Origin of the sequence: Streptomyces puniciscabiei, from assembly GCF_006715785.1 — a bacterium.
Lineage (GTDB): Bacteria > Actinomycetota > Actinomycetes > Streptomycetales > Streptomycetaceae > Streptomyces > Streptomyces puniciscabiei.
Genome location: NZ_VFNX01000001.1, coordinates 2,570,816 through 2,589,149, shown reverse-complemented (window position 1 = coordinate 2,589,149; position 18,334 = coordinate 2,570,816). Strand labels below are relative to the sequence as shown.

The following is an 18,334-nucleotide window of genomic DNA, read 5'->3' as shown; positions in this document are numbered from 1 at the left end:
AACGGGGAGGTTTCACATGGCTGTTGACCGTGCCGAAAAGGTCGAACCCGGTGCCGCAGACGACGCGGTGACGGCGGAGGCGGCCATACGCACCTACGCGGTCGCTCCGGGCGTCCGCCTGAATGTCCGCAGTGGCCCGGGCACCGACTACGGGATCGTCCGCGTCCTGCCCGAGGGCATGCGCGTCCCGATCTTCTGCCAGGCACCGGGCACGCGGGTCTCCGGTCCGTACGGCACGACCAACATCTGGGACAACATCGACAACGGCGAGTACGTCTCCGACGCCTACGTCCAGACCGGCAGCGACGGTTACATCGCCTCGCGCTGCGCCTGACGCCTGACCCCGCCCCGAGCCCGCCCCCGCCCGGCGCCATAATCGTTCCGTGAGCGACGAAACCGGCACCCCGGACACCCCGGCGGGCTCCTCGGGCGGTACGGCCCAGGGCGGCGGCCCCCGCCCGGAGCCCCTCCGCTTCTTCGGCACCACCTGGGTGAACCACGACAACGGCTACGCGGCCCGCCGCGCCGGTGCCGCCGTCGGCTCCCTCGCCGCGGCCGTCGCCTCCTGCCTGGTCCTCCGCTTCGCCTACGAGGGCATCCGGATCGCCGACACCGGCTCCTTCGTCACCGTGCTGATCATCGTCATGTTCGCGATCTGCAGCGCGCTCGCCTTCCGCAACACCTGGGAGGGCTTCGGCGAACGCCACGACCCCCAGCGCCAGGCCTCCCTGCGCGGCCTGCTCGCCATCGGCTTCGTCGGCTCCCTCCTCGCCTACTTCTTCCGCTCCCTCACCGAGGCGCCCGGCGAGAAGCTGCACCGCGCGGAGTACGAGACGGCCCGCGAGGAGTACGAGCGCCGCACCTCCCGCCGCACCGGCAACCCCTCGAAGAAGAAGCGGCGCCGGTGACACCGGGTCCGGCGGTCGGTGACGGGGGCCGGTGACACCGGTTCCCGGTGCTCAGGGGATGAGGGCGGGCCGGTGACAGGGGCTTGCGGTGGCCGCCCTCTGCCCTTATCCCGGACTCCTCCCCGAAGCCCCTGAAGAACCCCCTCCTCCCCGAAGCCCCTGAAGAACCCCCTCCCGCCCGAAAACCCCCTGCCGTCACCTCCCCTCGCCCGCACCATGGGCCGTATGACCGTGACGCAACCGCCACCGCCCTCCGCCCGCGCGCACTCCTTCAACTCCGCCGCCGCCCAGTACGCCGCGAACCGCCCGTCCTACCCGCCCGCCCTCTTCGACGCCATCGAGGAACTGGCCGGCCGGCCGCTGGCCGGTGCCAGGGTCGTCGACGTCGGGGCCGGTACCGGCATCGCGACCGCCCTCCTGCATGACCGCGGCGCCGACGTGCTCGCCGTCGACCCCGGTGAGGGCATGGCCGCCGAGTTCCGCCGTGGGCTGCCGCGTCTCCCGATCGTCCGCGGCAGCGGCGACGCCCTGCCCGTCACCGACGCGTACGCCGACTTCGTCACCTACGCCCAGGCCTGGCACTGGACCGACACCGCCCGCTCGGTCCCGGAGGCGCTGCGGGTGCTGCGGCCGGGCGGTGCGCTGGCGGTGTGGTGGAACACCGACGCGCTGGACGTCGACTGGATCGCCGAGGCGGCCGACCGCATCGGCCGCTTCCTCGGCATCGACATCGCCGCCGAGAAGCGCAGGGCCGGCAAGCGCACGGACCTGGCCGACCCCAGCGGACGCCTGGACTTCACCCGCCGCGACGTCCGCTGGAGCCGCCGCGTCACGATCGACACCCACCTCGCGAACATCGGCAGCCATTCGGCGTTCCTCCTCACCCCCGAGGACCGCAGGACCGCCTTCCTGGCAGAGGAGCGCGCCCATCTGCTGAAGGCCTTCCCGGACGGCATGGTCGAGGAGACCTACGACGTGCTGCTGCTCGTCGCCACCAAGCCCTGATCGGCGAAGAAGCGCCGCTGCGAGCGGCGGCCGGGCTCGTCCGGCCGCCGCTTTCGCATGTCCGCCCGGTCGGTCCCTTGACGCGTGCGCCCTCCGGGCAGATTATTCATCGCATGATGAATTATGTGCCGGACCCGCCACCCCCGCCCGCCACCGCCGCCGTCCACGCCCAGGACCTCACCGTCGTCCGCGGCCCCCGGACCGTCCTCCACCACCTCGACTTCTCGGTCCCCCGTGGCCAGGTCACCGGCCTGCTCGGTCCTTCCGGATGCGGCAAGTCGACCCTCATGCGCTCGATCGTGGGCACCCAGGCCAAGGTCACCGGCACCCTCCAGGTCCTCGGCCACCCGGCAGGCCACCCCGCCCTGCGCTCGCGCATCGGCTATGTCACCCAGGACGCGTCCGTCTACGACGACCTGACCGTCCGCCAGAACCTCGAGTACTTCGCCGCGATCCTCGACCCCGGCCGCGCGGCCGCCGGACGACGCCACGAACACGTCACCCGGGCCATCGCCGACGTCGACCTCACCAGCCACGCCGACGCCCTCGCCGGCAACCTCTCCGGCGGCCAGCGCAACCGCGTCTCCCTGGCCGTGGCCCTGCTCGGCGCCCCCGAACTCCTCGTCCTGGACGAACCCACCGTCGGCCTCGACCCCGTCCTGCGCCGCGACCTGTGGCACCTCTTCCACGACATCGCCGCCACCCGCGGCGCCACCCTCCTCGTCTCCTCCCATGTCATGGACGAGGCCGAGCGCTGCCACCGCCTCCTGCTCATGCGCGAGGGTGAGATCCTCGCGGACGACTCCCCGGACGCCCTGCGCACCCGCACCAGCACCGACACCGTCGAGGCCGCCTTCCTCCACCTCGTCGACGAGGCAGCCGCGGCAGCCCGACCCAAGGAGAGCACCCGATGAGCACGACGAACAGCGCGAGCACCACGACCGCCCCGGCCCCGACCGGTGTCATCAACGCCGGCCGCACCACCGCCACCGCCGCCCGGGTCCTGCGCCAGCTGCGCCACGACCCGCGCACCATCGGGCTGATGATCCTCGTCCCGTGCCTGATGCTGATAGTGCTGCGCTACGTCTTCGACGGCAACCCCCGCACCTTCGACAACATCGGCGCCTCCCTGCTCGGCATCTTCCCGCTGATCACGATGTTCCTGGTCACCTCCATCGCCACCCTGCGCGAACGCACCTCCGGCACCCTCGAACGCCTCCTCGCCATGCCCCTCGGCAAGGCCGACCTCATCGCCGGCTACGCCCTCGCCTTCGGCGCCCTCGCCATCGTCCAGTCCGCCCTCGCCACCGGCCTCGCCGTGTGGGTGCTCGGCCTCGACGTCACCGGCTCACCCTGGCTGCTCCTCCTCGTCGCCCTCCTCGACGCCCTGCTCGGCACGGCCCTCGGGCTCTTCGTCTCGGCCTTCGCCGCCTCGGAGTTCCAGGCGGTCCAGTTCATGCCGGCGGTGATCTTCCCCCAGCTCCTGCTGTGCGGCCTGTTCACCGCCCGCTCGAACATGCACCCCGTCCTGGAGGGCGTCTCCGACGTCCTGCCCATGTCGTACGCCGTCGACGGCATGAACCAGGTCCTCCGCCACACCGACATGACGGCCACCTTCCTGCGGGACGTCCTGATCGTGGCGGGCTGCGCGCTGCTGGTGCTGGGACTGGGGGCGGCGACACTCCGAAGGCGCACCGCGTAACCCGGGGAAAGCGGAACTCGCCCGGTCCAGCCCCGGTCCAGGCCAGCCCCGGTCCGCCCACCGGACAGCCGATCGCCACCTCACCCGCCGGTGCCAGACTGAACCCCATGAGCCAGAAAGTCGCAGTCCTCGGCACCGGCAAGATCGGCGAAGCCCTGCTCAGCGGAATGATCCGGGCCGGCTGGGCCCCCGCCGACCTCCTGGTCACCGCCCGCCGCCCCGAACGCGCCGAAGAACTCCGCACCCGCTACGGAGTCAGCCCGGTCACCAACGCCGAGGCCGCCAAGACCGCCGACACTCTCATCCTCACGGTCAAGCCGCAGGACATGGGCGCCCTCCTGGACGAGCTCGCCCCGCATGTCCCCGCCGACCGCCTGATCATCAGCGGCGCCGCCGGCATCCCCACCTCCTTCTTCGAGGAGCGCCTGGCCGCAGGCACCCCGGTCGTCCGCGTCATGACCAACACCCCGGCCCTCGTCGACGAGGCCATGTCGGTCATCTCCGCCGGCAGCCACGCCACCGAGGAGCACCTCGCGCACGCCGAGGAGATCTTCGGCGCCGTCGGCAAGACACTTCGCGTCCCCGAGAGCCAGCAGGACGCCTGCACCGCCCTGTCCGGATCCGGCCCCGCCTACTTCTTTTACCTGGTCGAGGCCATGACCGATGCCGGCATCCTGCTCGGCCTGCCCCGCGACAAGGCCCACGACCTCATCGTCCAGTCCGCCATCGGCGCCGCCGTGATGCTCCGCGACAGCGGCGAACACCCCGTCAAGCTCCGCGAGAACGTCACCTCCCCGGCCGGCACCACGATCAACGCCATCCGCGAACTGGAGAACCACGGCGTACGAGCCGCCCTCATCGCCGCCCTCGAAGCCGCCCGCGACCGCAGCCGCGAACTCGCCTCCGGCAAGAAGGACTGACCCGGCGCAGGGGGGCGACGGCTCACCACCAGCCGCCCGCCCCCGCACGGGCTCCGCACAAGCAGCCCCTAACGCCCGGCCCCGCTCAGCGCCGTCTCGAACACCGGCGGCAACAGCCCGATCGCCCGGTAAGCCGCATCGACGGTCGGCCGGGCCATCGCCCGCGCCTTGTCCGCACCATCCCGCAGCACCCCCTCCACATAGCCGGGATCCGCGCACAGCTCCCTGTGTCTGGCCTGCACGGGCCTGAGGACCTCCACCACCGCCTCCGCGGTGTCCTTCTTCAAGGCGCCGTACGAATCGTAAACGTCTGCCAGTGACTCAGGGTTCCCGCCCGTGCACGCAGCGAGAATCTCCAGCAGATTCGCGACCCCCGGCCGCCCCGCACGGTCGTACGCCACGTCCCGCCCGCTGTCGGTGACGGCCCGCATGACCTTCTTCCGCACGTCGTCCGGCTCGTCGAGCAGATAGACGACACCCAGCCCCGACTCGTCCGACTTCCCCATCTTCGACGCCGGGCTCTGCAGGTTCATCACGCGCGCCGCCACCGCCGGACGGGTCGCCCTCGGCACCACGAACGTGTGCCCGTACCGCTGGTTGAACCGCACCGCCAGGTCCCGCGCCAGCTCGACGTGCTGCACCTGGTCGTCCCCGACCGGCACCTCGTCCGCGCCGTAGCCCAGGATGTCCGCCGCCATCAGCACCGGATACGTCAGCAGTGACAGCCGCACCGTCCCGCCGTGCGCCCGAACCTTCGCCGTCTTCTCCTTGTACTGGATCATCCGACGCATCTCACCGTCGGTCGCCACGCACTCCAGCAGGTACGACAGCCTCGTGTGCTCGTCGACATGGCTCTGCAGGAACACGGTGCACACCCCGGGATCCAGCCCGGCCGCCAGCATCAACGTCGCCGTCTGCCGGCTGAGCCTCAGCAGTCGCGCCGGATCCTGGTCCACCGTCAGCGCGTGCAGGTCCACGACGCAGAACAACGAGTCGGCCTGGTGCTGGTCGGTCTCGACCCACCGCCGCAGGGCTCCCAGGTAGTTGCCCAGCGTCAGGTGCCCGGTCGGCTGAATCCCGCTGAAGACCCGTGTCATCTTCACTCCACCTCCTGGTCGGGACCGCCGCTCCTGCGGCCGGCCCCCGGAGTCCGGAGGAGATACGAGAACGGCCGCCGAAGCGGCGGCCGTTGGATGCATACGTGAGTACGGCCGCCGTCAGGCGGCCCACCAAAGCTGGGTACACGTACGCGTCGTCATGTCGACCAGAGTACGCCTCCGGAGTGCACGAGGGGCAAGAGTTGACACACGACACGCCGATCCGTAGTGTTCTCCGGGTTGTCCGACGTGAGCGCCGACTCCGGTCGGTCCCCGGACAGCCACTCCGCAGGTACCAGTCGAGATTCGACGCTTCGGCATCGTCCGCTTCGGCATGCGTATTTTCGGAATGAGGAATCCGCGTTCGAAAGGACGCCGCCCCCGATTAGCTCGGGAGCACGGAATCCGCTAAAGTCTCACTCGTCGGAACGGCCCAACGGGGCCGGGAAGACAAGCCCGCTGACTGGGCGTCAGACACCGAAAGGATCTGATAGAGTCGGAACCGCCGGAAAGGGAAACGCGAGAGCGAGAACCTGGAAAGCACCGAGGAAATCGGATCGAGAAAAGATCTGATAGAGTCGGAAACACCGAAGGGAAGCGCCCGGAGGAAAGCCCGAGAGGGTGAGTACAAAGGAAGCGACCGTTCCTTGAGAACTCAACAGCGTGCCAAAAATCAACGCCAGATATGTTGATACCCCGTCCGTCGGAACAATCCGATGGTCGAGGTTCCTTTGAAATAACACAGCGAGGACGCTGTGTGCGAGGGGACTATTCCTCCTCTCGCACCGCTCTCGTGGTGTTCATCCCGATCACGGGAAAACATTCACGGAGAGTTTGATCCTGGCTCAGGACGAACGCTGGCGGCGTGCTTAACACATGCAAGTCGAACGATGAAGCCCTTCGGGGTGGATTAGTGGCGAACGGGTGAGTAACACGTGGGCAATCTGCCCTTCACTCTGGGACAAGCCCTGGAAACGGGGTCTAATACCGGATACGAGGTTCGCAGGCATCTGTGAACTTGGAAAGCTCCGGCGGTGAAGGATGAGCCCGCGGCCTATCAGCTTGTTGGTGAGGTAATGGCTCACCAAGGCGACGACGGGTAGCCGGCCTGAGAGGGCGACCGGCCACACTGGGACTGAGACACGGCCCAGACTCCTACGGGAGGCAGCAGTGGGGAATATTGCACAATGGGCGAAAGCCTGATGCAGCGACGCCGCGTGAGGGATGACGGCCTTCGGGTTGTAAACCTCTTTCAGCAGGGAAGAAGCGCAAGTGACGGTACCTGCAGAAGAAGCGCCGGCTAACTACGTGCCAGCAGCCGCGGTAATACGTAGGGCGCAAGCGTTGTCCGGAATTATTGGGCGTAAAGAGCTCGTAGGCGGCTTGTCACGTCGATTGTGAAAGCCCGAGGCTTAACCTCGGGTCTGCAGTCGATACGGGCTAGCTAGAGTGTGGTAGGGGAGATCGGAATTCCTGGTGTAGCGGTGAAATGCGCAGATATCAGGAGGAACACCGGTGGCGAAGGCGGATCTCTGGGCCATTACTGACGCTGAGGAGCGAAAGCGTGGGGAGCGAACAGGATTAGATACCCTGGTAGTCCACGCCGTAAACGGTGGGAACTAGGTGTTGGCGACATTCCACGTCGTCGGTGCCGCAGCTAACGCATTAAGTTCCCCGCCTGGGGAGTACGGCCGCAAGGCTAAAACTCAAAGGAATTGACGGGGGCCCGCACAAGCGGCGGAGCATGTGGCTTAATTCGACGCAACGCGAAGAACCTTACCAAGGCTTGACATACACCGGAAAGCATTAGAGATAGTGCCCCCCTTGTGGTCGGTGTACAGGTGGTGCATGGCTGTCGTCAGCTCGTGTCGTGAGATGTTGGGTTAAGTCCCGCAACGAGCGCAACCCTTGTTCTGTGTTGCCAGCATGCCCTTCGGGGTGATGGGGACTCACAGGAGACCGCCGGGGTCAACTCGGAGGAAGGTGGGGACGACGTCAAGTCATCATGCCCCTTATGTCTTGGGCTGCACACGTGCTACAATGGCCGGTACAAAGAGCTGCGATACCGTGAGGTGGAGCGAATCTCAAAAAGCCGGTCTCAGTTCGGATTGGGGTCTGCAACTCGACCCCATGAAGTCGGAGTCGCTAGTAATCGCAGATCAGCATTGCTGCGGTGAATACGTTCCCGGGCCTTGTACACACCGCCCGTCACGTCACGAAAGTTGGTAACACCCGAAGCCGGTGGCCCAACCCCTTGTGGGAGGGAGCTGTCGAAGGTGGGACTAGCGATTGGGACGAAGTCGTAACAAGGTAGCCGTACCGGAAGGTGCGGCTGGATCACCTCCTTTCTAAGGAGCACTTCTTACCGGGTTCGCTCGGTCAGAGGCCAGTACATCGGCGAACGTCCGATGCTGGTTGCTCATGGGTGGAACGTTGATTATTCGGCACGGTCCAGGACGGACCAGGCGCTAGTACTGCCCCTCGGGGCGTGGAACGCTGATCTGGTCGGCTGATCGTGTCGGGCACGCTGTTGGGTGTCTGAGGGAATGAACTCCCTCTGAGATGCCGGCCCCGGTGAACTCGAGCCTGTTGGTTCGGGGTGATGGGTGGCTGGTCGTTGTTTGAGAACTGCACAGTGGACGCGAGCATCTGTGGCCAAGTTTTTAAGGGCGCACGGTGGATGCCTTGGCACCAGGAACCGATGAAGGACGTGGGAGGCCGCGATAGTCCCCGGGGAGTCGTCAACCAGGCTTTGATCCGGGGGTTTCCGAATGGGGAAACCCGGCAGTCGTCATGGGCTGTCACCCGCTGCTGAACACATAGGCAGTGTGGAGGGAACGCGGGGAAGTGAAACATCTCAGTACCCGCAGGAAGAGAAAACAACCGTGATTCCGGGAGTAGTGGCGAGCGAAACCGGATGAGGCCAAACCGTATGCGTGTGAGACCCGGCAGGGGTTGCGTATACGGGGTTGTGGGATCTCTCTTGATCAGTCTGCCGGCTGGTCGGTGAGTCAGAAACCGTTGATGTAGGCGAAGGACATGCGAAAGGTCCGGCGTAGAGGGTAAGACCCCCGTAGTCGAAACGTCAGCGGCTTGCTTGAGAGACACCCAAGTAGCACGGGGCCCGAGAAATCCCGTGTGAATCTGGCGGGACCACCCGCTAAGCCTAAATATTCCCTGGTGACCGATAGCGGATAGTACCGTGAGGGAATGGTGAAAAGTACCCCGGGAGGGGAGTGAAATAGTACCTGAAACCGTGTGCCTACAAGCCGTGGGAGCGTCGGATGCAGCTTGCTGCATCTCGTGACTGCGTGCCTTTTGAAGAATGAGCCTGCGAGTTTGCGGTGTGTTGCGAGGTTAACCCGGGTGGGGAAGCCGTAGCGAAAGCGAGTCCGAATAGGGCGCTGTAGTAGCACGCTCAAGACCCGAAGCGGAGTGATCTAGCCATGGGCAGGTTGAAGCGGAGGTAAGACTTCGTGGAGGACCGAACCCACCAGGGTTGAAAACCTGGGGGATGACCTGTGGTTAGGGGTGAAAGGCCAATCAAACTCCGTGATAGCTGGTTCTCCCCGAAATGCATTTAGGTGCAGCGTCGTGTGTTTCTTGCCGGAGGTAGAGCACTGGATAGGCGATGGGCCCTACCGGGTTACTGACCTTAGCCAAACTCCGAATGCCGGTAAGTGAGAGCGCGGCAGTGAGACTGTGGGGGATAAGCTCCATGGTCGAGAGGGAAACAGCCCAGAGCATCGACTAAGGCCCCTAAGCGTACGCTAAGTGGGAAAGGATGTGGAGTCGCACAGACAACCAGGAGGTTGGCTTAGAAGCAGCCACCCTTGAAAGAGTGCGTAATAGCTCACTGGTCTAGTGATTCCGCGCCGACAATGTAGCGGGGCTCAAGCGTACCGCCGAAGTCGTGTCATTGCAGCTTTAGCCCCAACGGGTGCTGTGATGGGTAGGGGAGCGTCGTCTGCCGGGTGAAGCGGCACTGGAAGGTAGTCGTGGACGGTTGACGAGTGAGAATGCAGGCATGAGTAGCGATTCACACGTGAGAAACGTGTGCGCCGATTGACTAAGGGTTCCTGGGTCAAGCTGATCTGCCCAGGGTAAGTCGGGACCTAAGGCGAGGCCGACAGGCGTAGTCGATGGATAACCGGTTGATATTCCGGTACCCGCTGTGAAGCGTCAAACATCGAATCCAGTGATGCTAAGCCCGTGAAGCCGCCGGCTGAGTCTTCGGACGAGGTCGGAGTGGTGGAGCCGGTGACCCGAGCTGGTAGTAGGTGAGTGATGGGGTGACGCAGGAAGGTAGTCCATCCCGGGCGGTGGTTGTCCCGGGGTAAGGGTGTAGGACGCAGGGTAGGCAAATCCGCCCTGCATGTGTCTGAGACCTGATGCCGAGCCGATTGTGGTGAAGTGGATGATCCTATGCTGTCGAGAAAAGCCTCTAGCGAGTTTCATGGCGGCCCGTACCCTAAACCGACTCAGGTGGTCAGGTAGAGAATACCGAGGCGTTCGGGTGAACTATGGTTAAGGAACTCGGCAAAATGCCCCCGTAACTTCGGGAGAAGGGGGGCCACACCTGGTGATCCAATTTACTTGGTGAGCTGGGGGTGGCCGCAGAGACCAGCGAGAAGCGACTGTTTACTAAAAACACAGGTCCGTGCGAAGCCGTAAGGCGATGTATACGGACTGACGCCTGCCCGGTGCTGGAACGTTAAGGGGACCGGTTAGCTCCATTTCGGTGGGGCGAAGCTGAGAACTTAAGCGCCAGTAAACGGCGGTGGTAACTATAACCATCCTAAGGTAGCGAAATTCCTTGTCGGGTAAGTTCCGACCTGCACGAATGGCGTAACGACTTCTCGACTGTCTCAACCATAGGCCCGGTGAAATTGCACTACGAGTAAAGATGCTCGTTTCGCGCAGCAGGACGGAAAGACCCCGGGACCTTTACTACAGTTTGATATTGGTGTTCGGTTCGGCTTGTGTAGGATAGCTGGGAGACTGTGAAGCATGCACGCCAGTGTGTGTGGAGTCGTCGTTGAAATACCAGTCTGGTCGTGCTGGATGTCTAACCTGGGTCCGTGATCCGGATCAGGGACAGTGTCTGATGGGTAGTTTAACTGGGGCGGTTGCCTCCTAAAGGGTAACGGAGGCGCCCAAAGGTTCCCTCAGCCTGGTTGGCAATCAGGTGTTGAGTGTAAGTGCACAAGGGAGCTTGACTGTGAGACCGACGGGTCGAGCAGGGACGAAAGTCGGGACTAGTGATCCGGCGGTGGCTTGTGGAAGCGCCGTCGCTCAACGGATAAAAGGTACCCCGGGGATAACAGGCTGATCTTCCCCAAGAGTCCATATCGACGGGATGGTTTGGCACCTCGATGTCGGCTCGTCGCATCCTGGGGCTGGAGTCGGTCCCAAGGGTTGGGCTGTTCGCCCATTAAAGCGGTACGCGAGCTGGGTTTAGAACGTCGTGAGACAGTTCGGTCCCTATCCGCTGTGCGCGTAGGAGTCTTGAGAAGGGCTGTCCCTAGTACGAGAGGACCGGGACGGACGAACCTCTGGTGTGCCAGTTGTTCTGCCAAGGGCATGGCTGGTTGGCTACGTTCGGGAGGGATAACCGCTGAAAGCATCTAAGCGGGAAGCCTGCTTCGAGATGAGGACTCCCACCCACTTGATGGGGTAAGGCTCCCAGTAGACGACTGGGTTGATAGGCCGGATCTGGAAGCCAGGTAACTGGTGGAGGTGACCGGTACTAATAGGCCGAGGGCTTGTCCTCAGTTGCTCGCGTCCACTGTGTTGGTTCTGAAACCACGAACAGCCCCATGCCTTGCATGGTTCGGTTGTCAGTTTCATAGTGTTTCGGTGGTCATAGCGTGAGGGAAACGCCCGGTTACATTCCGAACCCGGAAGCTAAGCCTCACAGCGCCGATGGTACTGCAGGGGGGACCCTGTGGGAGAGTAGGACGCCGCCGAACAATTCTTGGGAAAGGCCCACGCCATTTGGCGTGGGCCTTTCTGCGTTTATGGTTGGCCCATGCGCTATGACCTGATCATCTTCGACAATGACGGAGTGCTCGTCGACAGCGAGCCCATCTCCAATCGGCATCTGGCCGCCTACCTGACCGAGTTGGGTCACCCGACGTCGTACGAGGACTCGATACGGGACTACATGGGCTCGGCGATGCACCGGATCCATGAGCTGGTGCTGGAGCGGACCGGGCAGCGGTTGCCGGACGACTTCGACGACGTCTTCCACGCGCGCGTGTTCGCCGCGTTCGAGCGGGAGTTGCAGCCGGTGGCGGGCGTGGCCGGCGTACTGGAGAAGCTGGCGGCCGACGGGGTGCCGTACTGCGTGGCCTCTTCGGGAAGTCACGCGCGGATCCGGGTCGGGCACCGAACCGCCGGGCTCGACCGGTGGTTCCCGGAGGAGCGCCTCTTCAGCTCCGAGGACGTGGGGCGTGGGAAGCCGGCGCCCGACCTCTTCCTGTATGCGGCGCAGCGGATGGGCGTGGCGCCGGAGCGGTGCGTGGTCGTGGAGGACTCTCCGCTGGGCGTGCAGGCGGCCCTGGCGGCCGGGATGACCGTCTACGGGTTCACCGCGATGACGCCGGCGGCGAAGCTGGCGGGAGCCGATGAACTCTTCTCCTCCATGGGCGAGTTGGCTGACCTGGTGGTCTGACGGAAGCCATCGCCCGGTGCCTGACAATTGTCACGCGGACGTCCGGACGATCGTTTCTACTCGCGGACCCCCTGTGGCGGCGAAGCTGAGGGCATGACGGAGAACACGGGGATCCACAACTTCAAGCCGCTGCTCCTGGACGTGGCGGTGCCGCTCGGGTCGTACTACCTCTTCAAGGACGCCTTCGGGATGAGCACCTTCGCGGCGCTCGCCTGGAGCAGTGTGGTGCCGGCGGTGCGGACCGTGTGGGGCCTGGTGAAGGAGCGGCGGACCAACGGGCTGGCCGGGCTCATCCTGGTCGTCAATGTCGTCTCGCTGCTGCTGAGTTTCGTCTCCGGCGACCCGCGGCTGATGCTCGCCAAGGACGGCGCGGTCAGCAGCACCGTCGGTATCGGCATCCTGGTGTCCGTGTGGCTGGGGAAGCCGATGATGACCGCCGGTATGAAGCCGTTCCTGGTGAAGGGGGACATGGCCAAGGAGGCGGCCTGGCAGCGGCTGCTCTCCGGGCAGTCCGTCCGGTCCACGGCCTTCCGGCGCAAGGAGCGGGTCTTCTCCTCGGTTTGGGGTGGGGCACTGCTCCTGGAGTGCGTCAGCCGGGTCCTGGGTGCGTACACCCTCCCCGTGGACACGATGGTGTGGCTCAGCACCGTCTTCCTGATCGGCTTCATGGCGGTCGCGTTCGTCGTCAGCGGTGGCCTTGCCGTCGAGCCGATGGAGAAGATGCTCGCCGCCGAGGCTGAGACCGAGGCCGACGAGACCGAAGACAGTAAAGCTGAAGGAAATTCATCTTTGGCTGGATCTACCCACAGGTAGCCCGGGGCCCTACGCTCGCCGCCATGACTGATGTGCTGCGGCGCGGTAGGGCCTCGCTGGCGTTCGGCTTCTTCGCCCAGGGCGCCACCTTCGCCCTGCTGGTGACGCGGATCCCGGCCATCCAGGACCGGTACGGCGTCTCCGACGCGCTGCTGCCGGTTTTCCTGGCCGCCGTGCCGATCCTCGCCGGGGTCGGCAGTGTGACCACCGAGCAGCTGGTGAAGCGGGTACGGCCCAGCCGGCTGCTGCGCTGGTCCCAGCCGGTCGTGCTGCTGGCGCTGCTCGGCGCGGGCGCGGGCGGGCACATCGCGGAACTGGCGGTGGCGCTGGGCGCCTTCGGGCTGGCGGTGGGCGCGCTGGACGCCTCGATGAACATGCTCGGGGTGAGCCTGCAGCGGTCGTACGGGCGCAGCATCATCCTCAGCTTCCATGCCGCGTACAGCCTGGGCGGGATCCTGGGCGCTTCGCTGGCGTGGGTCGGGGCGCACTGGCATCTCGCGCTGTGGGTGTCGTACCTGCCGGTGGTGGCCGTGCTGTTGCCGGCGACGCTGGTGGGGAGCGGGTGGTACGTCGACGGGGATCCGGCACCCGTCGGGGAGGAACAGGGCCAGGGCGCCGGTGTCGTCTTCAAGCTGCTGCTGCCGCTGTGTCTGGTGATGACCTTCGCCTACATCGGGGACTCGACCGTCTCCAACTGGAGCGCGAAGTACCTGAAGGACGTGCTGGGCAGCTCGGAGCAGCTGGCGACGGTGCCGTACAACGTGTACATGGTGACGACGCTGCTGGGGCGGGCCATCGGGGACCTCGGGGTGCGGCGGTTCGGGGCCGTGGCGGTCGTACGGCTCGGGACGCTGGTGGGGGCCGGCGGGTTCGCGGTGGTGGCCTCGGCGCCCGGCGCGTGGGTCGGGATGCTCGGGTTCACGATGCTGGGGCTGGGGTTGTGCGTGCTGGTGCCGCAGACGTTCGCGGCGGCGGGGCGGCTGTTCCCGGGCTCTTCGGATGCGGCCATCGCGCGCCTGAATATTTTTAATTACGTCGGTTTTCTGATCGGTTCGCCCTTGGTGGGGGCGCTGGGCGATGCCTGGAGCTATCGGGGGGCCATGCTCGTGCCGATGGTGTTGGTGCTGGTGACGTTGGTGTACGCCAGGTCGTTCGCGGCTCAACCGGACCGATACGGTGGCGGGCATGAGCGGCCGCGCACAGCTGATGTGGGACGAGGCAGTAACGGGCTATGACTTCGGCCCGGACCATCCGATGGATCCGGTCCGGCTGGCACTGACCCGGAAGCTGGTGGGTGCCTTCGGGCTCGACCGGGAGATGGAGGTCGTCGCGGCCAAGCCGGCCGGGGAGTCGACGCTGCGGCTGGTCCACCGGGAGGACTACATCGACGCGGTGAAGGCCGCGTCGGCGGATCCGGCGGCGGCGGACGTGTCGTACGGGCTCGGCACCCTCGACGATCCGGCGTTCGCCGGGATGCACGAGGTGTCCGCGCTGATCGCCGGACAGTCGGTGGGGGCGGCGGAGGCGGTGTGGCGGGGGGATGCCGAGCACGCCGTGAACTTCGCGGGCGGACTGCATCACGCGATGCCCGGGGCCGCGTCGGGGTTCTGCGTGTACAACGACGCCTCGCTGGCCATCGCCCGGTTGCTGGAGCTGGGGGCCGAGCGGGTCGCGTACGTGGACGTCGACGTGCATCACGGGGACGGGGTGCAGGCGGCGTTCTGGGAGGATCCGCGGGTTCTGACGATCTCGCTGCACGAGCACCCCCGTACGTTGTTCCCGCAGACCGGGTGGCCGGAGGAGACCGGGGCCGGGGCGGGGGAGGGGGCCGCGGTGAACGTGGCGCTGCCGGCGGGGACCGGGGACGCGGGCTGGCTGCGGGCCTTTCACGCCGTGGTGCCGGAGTTGCTCGCGGAGTTCCGGCCGCAGGTGCTCGTGACGCAGCACGGGGCGGACACCCACTTCGAGGATCCGCTGGCGCATCTCGCCGTGTCGCTGGACGCGCAGCGGGCCGTGCAGGTGGCGTGTCATGAGCTGGCACACGAGTACGCCGCGGGGAAGTGGGTCGCGCTCGGCGGCGGTGGGTACGCCGTTGTCGACGTCGTGCCGCGGTCGTGGACGCATCTGGTGGGGATCGCGGCCGGCAGGCCGGTGGCGCCGGAGACGATGATTCCCGAGGCATGGCGGCAGGACGTGTTCGCCCGGACCCGGCAGCTCGGGCCGCAGCGGATGACCGACGGGCGGTGGCCGGTGAGTTGGGCGTCGTGGGAGTCGGGCTACGACCCCGCGGATCGCCTGGACCAGGCGGTACGGGCCACCCGTCGGGCGGTGTTTCCGTTGCGGGGGCTCCTCCCCTGACGAGATCCGCCCCGACCCGTCGCCGCGTCCACCCGGTCGCGGCGGCCGGGCGGCCACCCGGTCGCCCGTGGGCTGTGCGGGCGTTTAGGCCAACCGTGCCCATTTTTCCGGATTTCCCGCCGTCCGTGTCCCCCATGCGTCACCATCGCACCCATGTCGACCGGCGGGGCTCTGCGCGCGCATCTGCTGGCTGTTGGGCTCGCCGGGGTGGTGGGGACCTCCCGGGAGGACAGTCTGCGGAGTTATCGGCTGTTCGCGGCCCGGGATCCTCGGGCGTTGATCGGGATCGATCCCGAAGGGGCCTGGGGGCAGCCGGAGTTGCTCGAGCTGATGGCGGAGAGGTGCGGGGTGTCGGGCGATCCCCGGCACACTTCGGGACCGGACGTGATCGATCCGGAGCGGACGCTGGCCGGGTTGGATGCCTTCGCGGGCAGGATCCGGGAGGTGGCCAGGCGTGGCGCGCCCGTGTTGTTCGGGACCGGGCATCCGCAGCGGCTGCTCGGGTTCTACGCAGGCTTGGCGGACGCCCTCTCGGCGGCGGGGTGTGACGTGCTCACCCCCGCGCAGGGTCGCTGTGTCGACATATTGACCCGGTTCGGTCTACGTACGTGTGCACTGGACTACGCACGAGGAGTCGGGTTGGTGCGGAAAGCCGACGGTGGGCGCCCCGGTTGTGAGCCCGGCGTGCACAGTCATTCGCCGCTGCCGGTTCGGGTCGTGCTGGAGGCCGCGGCGGAGGACGGAGGACCGTTGCCCGAGTTGGTCGTGGGGGATCACGGGTGGGTCTGCGGTGCTGGTCAGCTGGGGTTCGAGGCCATCGGGCTGGCCGACACGGACGATCCGGCGCTGTTCGTGGGGGAGGCGGAGGGGCGCGTGTCCGTCGTCGTTCCGGTTGATGACGCCGTGCGGTCCGAGTACTACCGGCCGCTCATCCGCTACGTACTCAAACGAGCGTGTCTGTCACAGTAGGCCTGCGATGGGTGCACCTCTTCCCCACTTGCATCACCCGCCCCTACATTGGGGAGTGAGCACGCAACGACGAAGAGTCACCGGAAGGGGAAGCCGGTGGCCGTCGAGTGCGGAAGGTTCAGGTGTGTCATGGCTGCAGCTGACGAGAGGCCTCTGAACGAGGTCGTGTTCCTTACCGTGGCGGAGGTCGCCTCGGTGATGCGAGTGTCGAAGATGACCGTGTACCGCCTGGTGCACAGCGGTCATCTGCCCGCGATCCGGGTCGGGCGGTCGTTCCGTGTCCCGGAGCAAGCGGTACACGAGTACCTCCGTGACAGCTATGTGGGGGTGGAGACAGCCTGACGGCAACCCCAGGGTGACCCCCGGGTGACCCCGGGTACCCCCCTCGATTACGACCTTGGCGCTCGGTTGGGTAGGCTAGCCCCTCGTAGGTCGTGTGGGCCCATGGCGCCCAAACAACCGAGTGATGAGAAGTGAGCGAGGGTAGTCGTGGGCTCTGTTATCAAGAAGCGGCGCAAGCGGATGGCCAAGAAGAAGCACCGCAAGCTGCTCAAGCGCACGCGCGTTCAGCGTCGCAACAAGAAGTAAGCGGCGCCGCGAGAGCGTGTCAGCGCGTATCTGTGGCCTCCCATCGGTACTGAGGTACTGCTGGGGGGCCACAGGCGTATCCAGGCACCTGTCACGGTCGTACCCTGCGTATTCCGATGAGTGAATTTCCGTCACTTCGTGCATCGGGTGGTCATCACAGCGCAACATCGACCCGCTAGGTTGGCCGTACGCATCACGTACGAGGGAAGGCGCTGATCTTGGGGAAGGTCGTGCTCGTCACCGGAGTCGCCCGGCAACTGGGCGGCCGGTTCGTACGGCGGATCCAGCGGGATCCGGATGTCGACCGGGTGATCGCCGTGGACGCGGTGCCGCCGGCGCACCATCTGGGCGGCGCGGACTTCATCCAGACCGACATCCGGCAGCCCACGATCGCGCGGGTGCTCGCCGAGACGGGCGCCGACACGGTCGTCCACATGGACGTGACCGGCACGGCACTGGGCAGCGGCAACCGGGCCACGGTCAAGGAGACCAACGTCATCGGCACCATGCAGCTGCTCGGCGCGTGCCAGAAGTCGCCGGCCGTGAAGCGGCTGGTGGTGAAGTCCAGCACCAACGTGTACGGCTCCGCACCGCGGGATCCGGCCGTCTTCACCGAGACGACCCCGCCCAAGTCGCTGCCGAGCGGCGGCTTCGCGAAGGACGCCGTCGAGGTCGAGGGATACGTGCGAGGGTTCGCCCGGCGGCGGCCGGACGTCGCCGTGTGCGTGCTGCGGTTCGCCAACATCCTCGGTCCGGCCGCCGACACCCCGCTCGCCTCCTACTTCGCGCTGCCCGTCCTGCCGACCGTGTTCGGCTACGACCCGCGGCTGCAGTTCGTGCACGAGGACGACGTCGTGGAGGTGCTCAGGATCGCCTCGCACGAGCCGCGCCGGGGCACCCTCAACAGCGGCACGTTCAACATCGCCGGGGACGGGGTGCTGCTGCTCTCGCAGTGCTCCCGGCGGCTCGGGCGGCCCACCGTGCCGCTGCTGCTGCCGGCGGTCACCTGGGCGGGTTCGCTGGTGCGTACGCTCGGTATGACGGACTTCTCGCCGGAGCAGATCCGGCTGCTCACGCACGGGCGAGTGGTGGACACCGCCCAGATGCGCGAGACGCTGGGCTTCACGCCCAGGTACACCACGGCGGAGACGTTCGCGGACTTCGCGCGCGTCCAGGGCCCCGGTCTTGTGCCGCCGGAGGTCCTCGCGGGGGCCGTCGACCGGATCGCCGCGCTCGCCGCGGGGGGCGGCGACCGGCCCACGACGCACAGCGCCGACAGCGCCAACTGAGGAGAGCGG

At 66.4% G+C, this 18,334-nt stretch carries 15 protein-coding genes and 3 rRNA genes; 17 read left to right on the top strand and 1 reads right to left on the bottom strand.

Translation table 11 applies throughout. The features are described 5' to 3' along the window. Window positions 1–16: 16 nt before the first annotated feature. The 6 genes from FB563_RS11780 (at window position 17) to proC (ending at window position 4,535) form a co-directional block, all read left to right on the top strand. Window positions 17–334, top strand: coding sequence for an SH3 domain-containing protein (locus tag FB563_RS11780; RefSeq protein WP_142218633.1), 318 nt, complete (start codon window positions 17–19; stop codon window positions 332–334). A 49-nt stretch (window positions 335–383) separates the two neighbouring features. Beyond that, a complete protein-coding gene (locus tag FB563_RS11775) occupies window positions 384–908 on the top strand; it encodes an EamA/RhaT family transporter (protein WP_142218632.1) in 525 nt (174 codons plus the stop codon). 225 nt (window positions 909–1,133) lie between these two features. After that, complete coding sequence (locus tag FB563_RS11770; RefSeq protein WP_142218631.1) at window positions 1,134–1,913, top strand: class I SAM-dependent methyltransferase; 780 nt, start codon at window positions 1,134–1,136, stop codon at window positions 1,911–1,913. A 113-nt stretch (window positions 1,914–2,026) separates the two neighbouring features. After that, window positions 2,027–2,827, top strand: coding sequence for an ABC transporter ATP-binding protein (locus FB563_RS11765; RefSeq protein ID WP_142218630.1), 801 nt, complete (start codon window positions 2,027–2,029; stop codon window positions 2,825–2,827). Next, window positions 2,824–3,615 (top strand): ABC transporter permease, encoded by a 792-nt coding sequence (locus FB563_RS11760; RefSeq protein ID WP_055703500.1) that lies wholly within the window; start codon window positions 2,824–2,826, stop codon window positions 3,613–3,615. The genes FB563_RS11765 and FB563_RS11760 overlap by 4 nt, the downstream gene beginning before the upstream one ends. 107 nt (window positions 3,616–3,722) lie before the next feature. Next, a complete protein-coding gene (gene proC / locus FB563_RS11755; RefSeq protein WP_055703501.1) occupies window positions 3,723–4,535 on the top strand; it encodes a pyrroline-5-carboxylate reductase in 813 nt (270 codons plus the stop codon). Between the two features lie 68 nt (window positions 4,536–4,603). Here proC and trpS read toward each other — a convergent pair whose 3' ends face one another. Then, on the bottom strand, window positions 4,604–5,632 hold the full coding sequence (gene trpS, locus FB563_RS11750; RefSeq protein ID WP_055703502.1) for a tryptophan--tRNA ligase: 1,029 nt from the start codon (window positions 5,630–5,632) through the stop codon (window positions 4,604–4,606). Window positions 5,633–6,454: 822 nt separating this feature from the next. Between trpS and FB563_RS11740 the strand changes: the two genes are divergently transcribed. The 11 genes from FB563_RS11740 (at window position 6,455) to FB563_RS11690 (ending at window position 18,325) form a co-directional block, all read left to right on the top strand. After that, window positions 6,455–7,980: ribosomal RNA gene (locus tag FB563_RS11740) — 16S ribosomal RNA — on the top strand. 305 nt (window positions 7,981–8,285) lie between these two features. Continuing rightward, window positions 8,286–11,405: ribosomal RNA gene (locus FB563_RS11735) — 23S ribosomal RNA — on the top strand. A gap of 82 nt (window positions 11,406–11,487) precedes the next feature. After that, a 5S ribosomal RNA gene (gene rrf / locus FB563_RS11730) occupies window positions 11,488–11,604 on the top strand. Together the 16S, 23S and 5S rRNA genes form the textbook arrangement of a ribosomal RNA operon. Window positions 11,605–11,663: 59 nt before the next feature. Beyond that, entirely contained in the window at window positions 11,664–12,308 is a 645-nt protein-coding gene (locus FB563_RS11725) for an HAD family hydrolase (protein WP_142218628.1), read from the top strand. A 93-nt stretch (window positions 12,309–12,401) separates the two neighbouring features. Then, window positions 12,402–13,121 carry a VC0807 family protein gene (locus tag FB563_RS11720; RefSeq protein ID WP_055710067.1) on the top strand — a complete coding sequence of 240 codons (720 nt, stop codon included), beginning with the start codon at window positions 12,402–12,404 and terminating at the stop codon, window positions 13,119–13,121. 23 nt (window positions 13,122–13,144) lie between these two features. Next, window positions 13,145–14,356, top strand: coding sequence for an MFS transporter (locus FB563_RS11715; RefSeq protein ID WP_142218627.1), 1,212 nt, complete (start codon window positions 13,145–13,147; stop codon window positions 14,354–14,356). Then, a complete protein-coding gene (locus tag FB563_RS11710) occupies window positions 14,307–15,479 on the top strand; it encodes an acetoin utilization protein AcuC (protein ID WP_142218626.1) in 1,173 nt (390 codons plus the stop codon). The genes FB563_RS11715 and FB563_RS11710 overlap by 50 nt, the downstream gene beginning before the upstream one ends. 153 nt (window positions 15,480–15,632) lie before the next feature. Then, on the top strand, window positions 15,633–16,448 hold the full coding sequence (locus tag FB563_RS11705) for a phosphatase (protein ID WP_055709596.1): 816 nt from the start codon (window positions 15,633–15,635) through the stop codon (window positions 16,446–16,448). 129 nt (window positions 16,449–16,577) lie between these two features. Beyond that, a complete protein-coding gene (locus FB563_RS11700) occupies window positions 16,578–16,790 on the top strand; it encodes a helix-turn-helix domain-containing protein (RefSeq protein ID WP_159045602.1) in 213 nt (70 codons plus the stop codon). 147 nt (window positions 16,791–16,937) lie between these two features. Next, a complete protein-coding gene (locus FB563_RS11695) occupies window positions 16,938–17,036 on the top strand; it encodes a 30S ribosomal protein bS22 (protein ID WP_003948845.1) in 99 nt (32 codons plus the stop codon). Window positions 17,037–17,254: 218 nt separating this feature from the next. Continuing rightward, a complete protein-coding gene (locus FB563_RS11690) occupies window positions 17,255–18,325 on the top strand; it encodes an NAD-dependent epimerase/dehydratase family protein (protein ID WP_055709594.1) in 1,071 nt (356 codons plus the stop codon). Window positions 18,326–18,334 lie beyond the last annotated feature (9 nt).

What these genes read in the sequence shown, in the direction of transcription:
- FB563_RS11705 (WP_055709596.1), top strand. Translation starts at nt 15,633, where the DNA reads ATGTCGACCGGCGGGGCTCTGCGCGCGCATCTGCTGGCTGTTGGGCTC.
- FB563_RS11770 (WP_142218631.1), top strand. Translation starts at nt 1,134, where the DNA reads ATGACCGTGACGCAACCGCCACCGCCCTCCGCCCGCGCGCACTCCTTC.
- FB563_RS11780 (WP_142218633.1), top strand. Translation starts at nt 17, where the DNA reads ATGGCTGTTGACCGTGCCGAAAAGGTCGAACCCGGTGCCGCAGACGAC.
- FB563_RS11715 (WP_142218627.1), top strand. Translation starts at nt 13,145, where the DNA reads ATGACTGATGTGCTGCGGCGCGGTAGGGCCTCGCTGGCGTTCGGCTTC.
- FB563_RS11765 (WP_142218630.1), top strand. Translation starts at nt 2,027, where the DNA reads ATGATGAATTATGTGCCGGACCCGCCACCCCCGCCCGCCACCGCCGCC.
- FB563_RS11720 (WP_055710067.1), top strand. Translation starts at nt 12,402, where the DNA reads ATGACGGAGAACACGGGGATCCACAACTTCAAGCCGCTGCTCCTGGAC.
- FB563_RS11725 (WP_142218628.1), top strand. Translation starts at nt 11,664, where the DNA reads ATGCGCTATGACCTGATCATCTTCGACAATGACGGAGTGCTCGTCGAC.
- trpS (WP_055703502.1), bottom strand. Translation starts at nt 5,632, where the DNA reads ATGACACGGGTCTTCAGCGGGATTCAGCCGACCGGGCACCTGACGCTG.
- FB563_RS11700 (WP_159045602.1), top strand. Translation starts at nt 16,578, where the DNA reads ATGGCTGCAGCTGACGAGAGGCCTCTGAACGAGGTCGTGTTCCTTACC.
- proC (WP_055703501.1), top strand. Translation starts at nt 3,723, where the DNA reads ATGAGCCAGAAAGTCGCAGTCCTCGGCACCGGCAAGATCGGCGAAGCC.
- FB563_RS11710 (WP_142218626.1), top strand. Translation starts at nt 14,307, where the DNA reads ATGAGCGGCCGCGCACAGCTGATGTGGGACGAGGCAGTAACGGGCTAT.
- FB563_RS11760 (WP_055703500.1), top strand. Translation starts at nt 2,824, where the DNA reads ATGAGCACGACGAACAGCGCGAGCACCACGACCGCCCCGGCCCCGACC.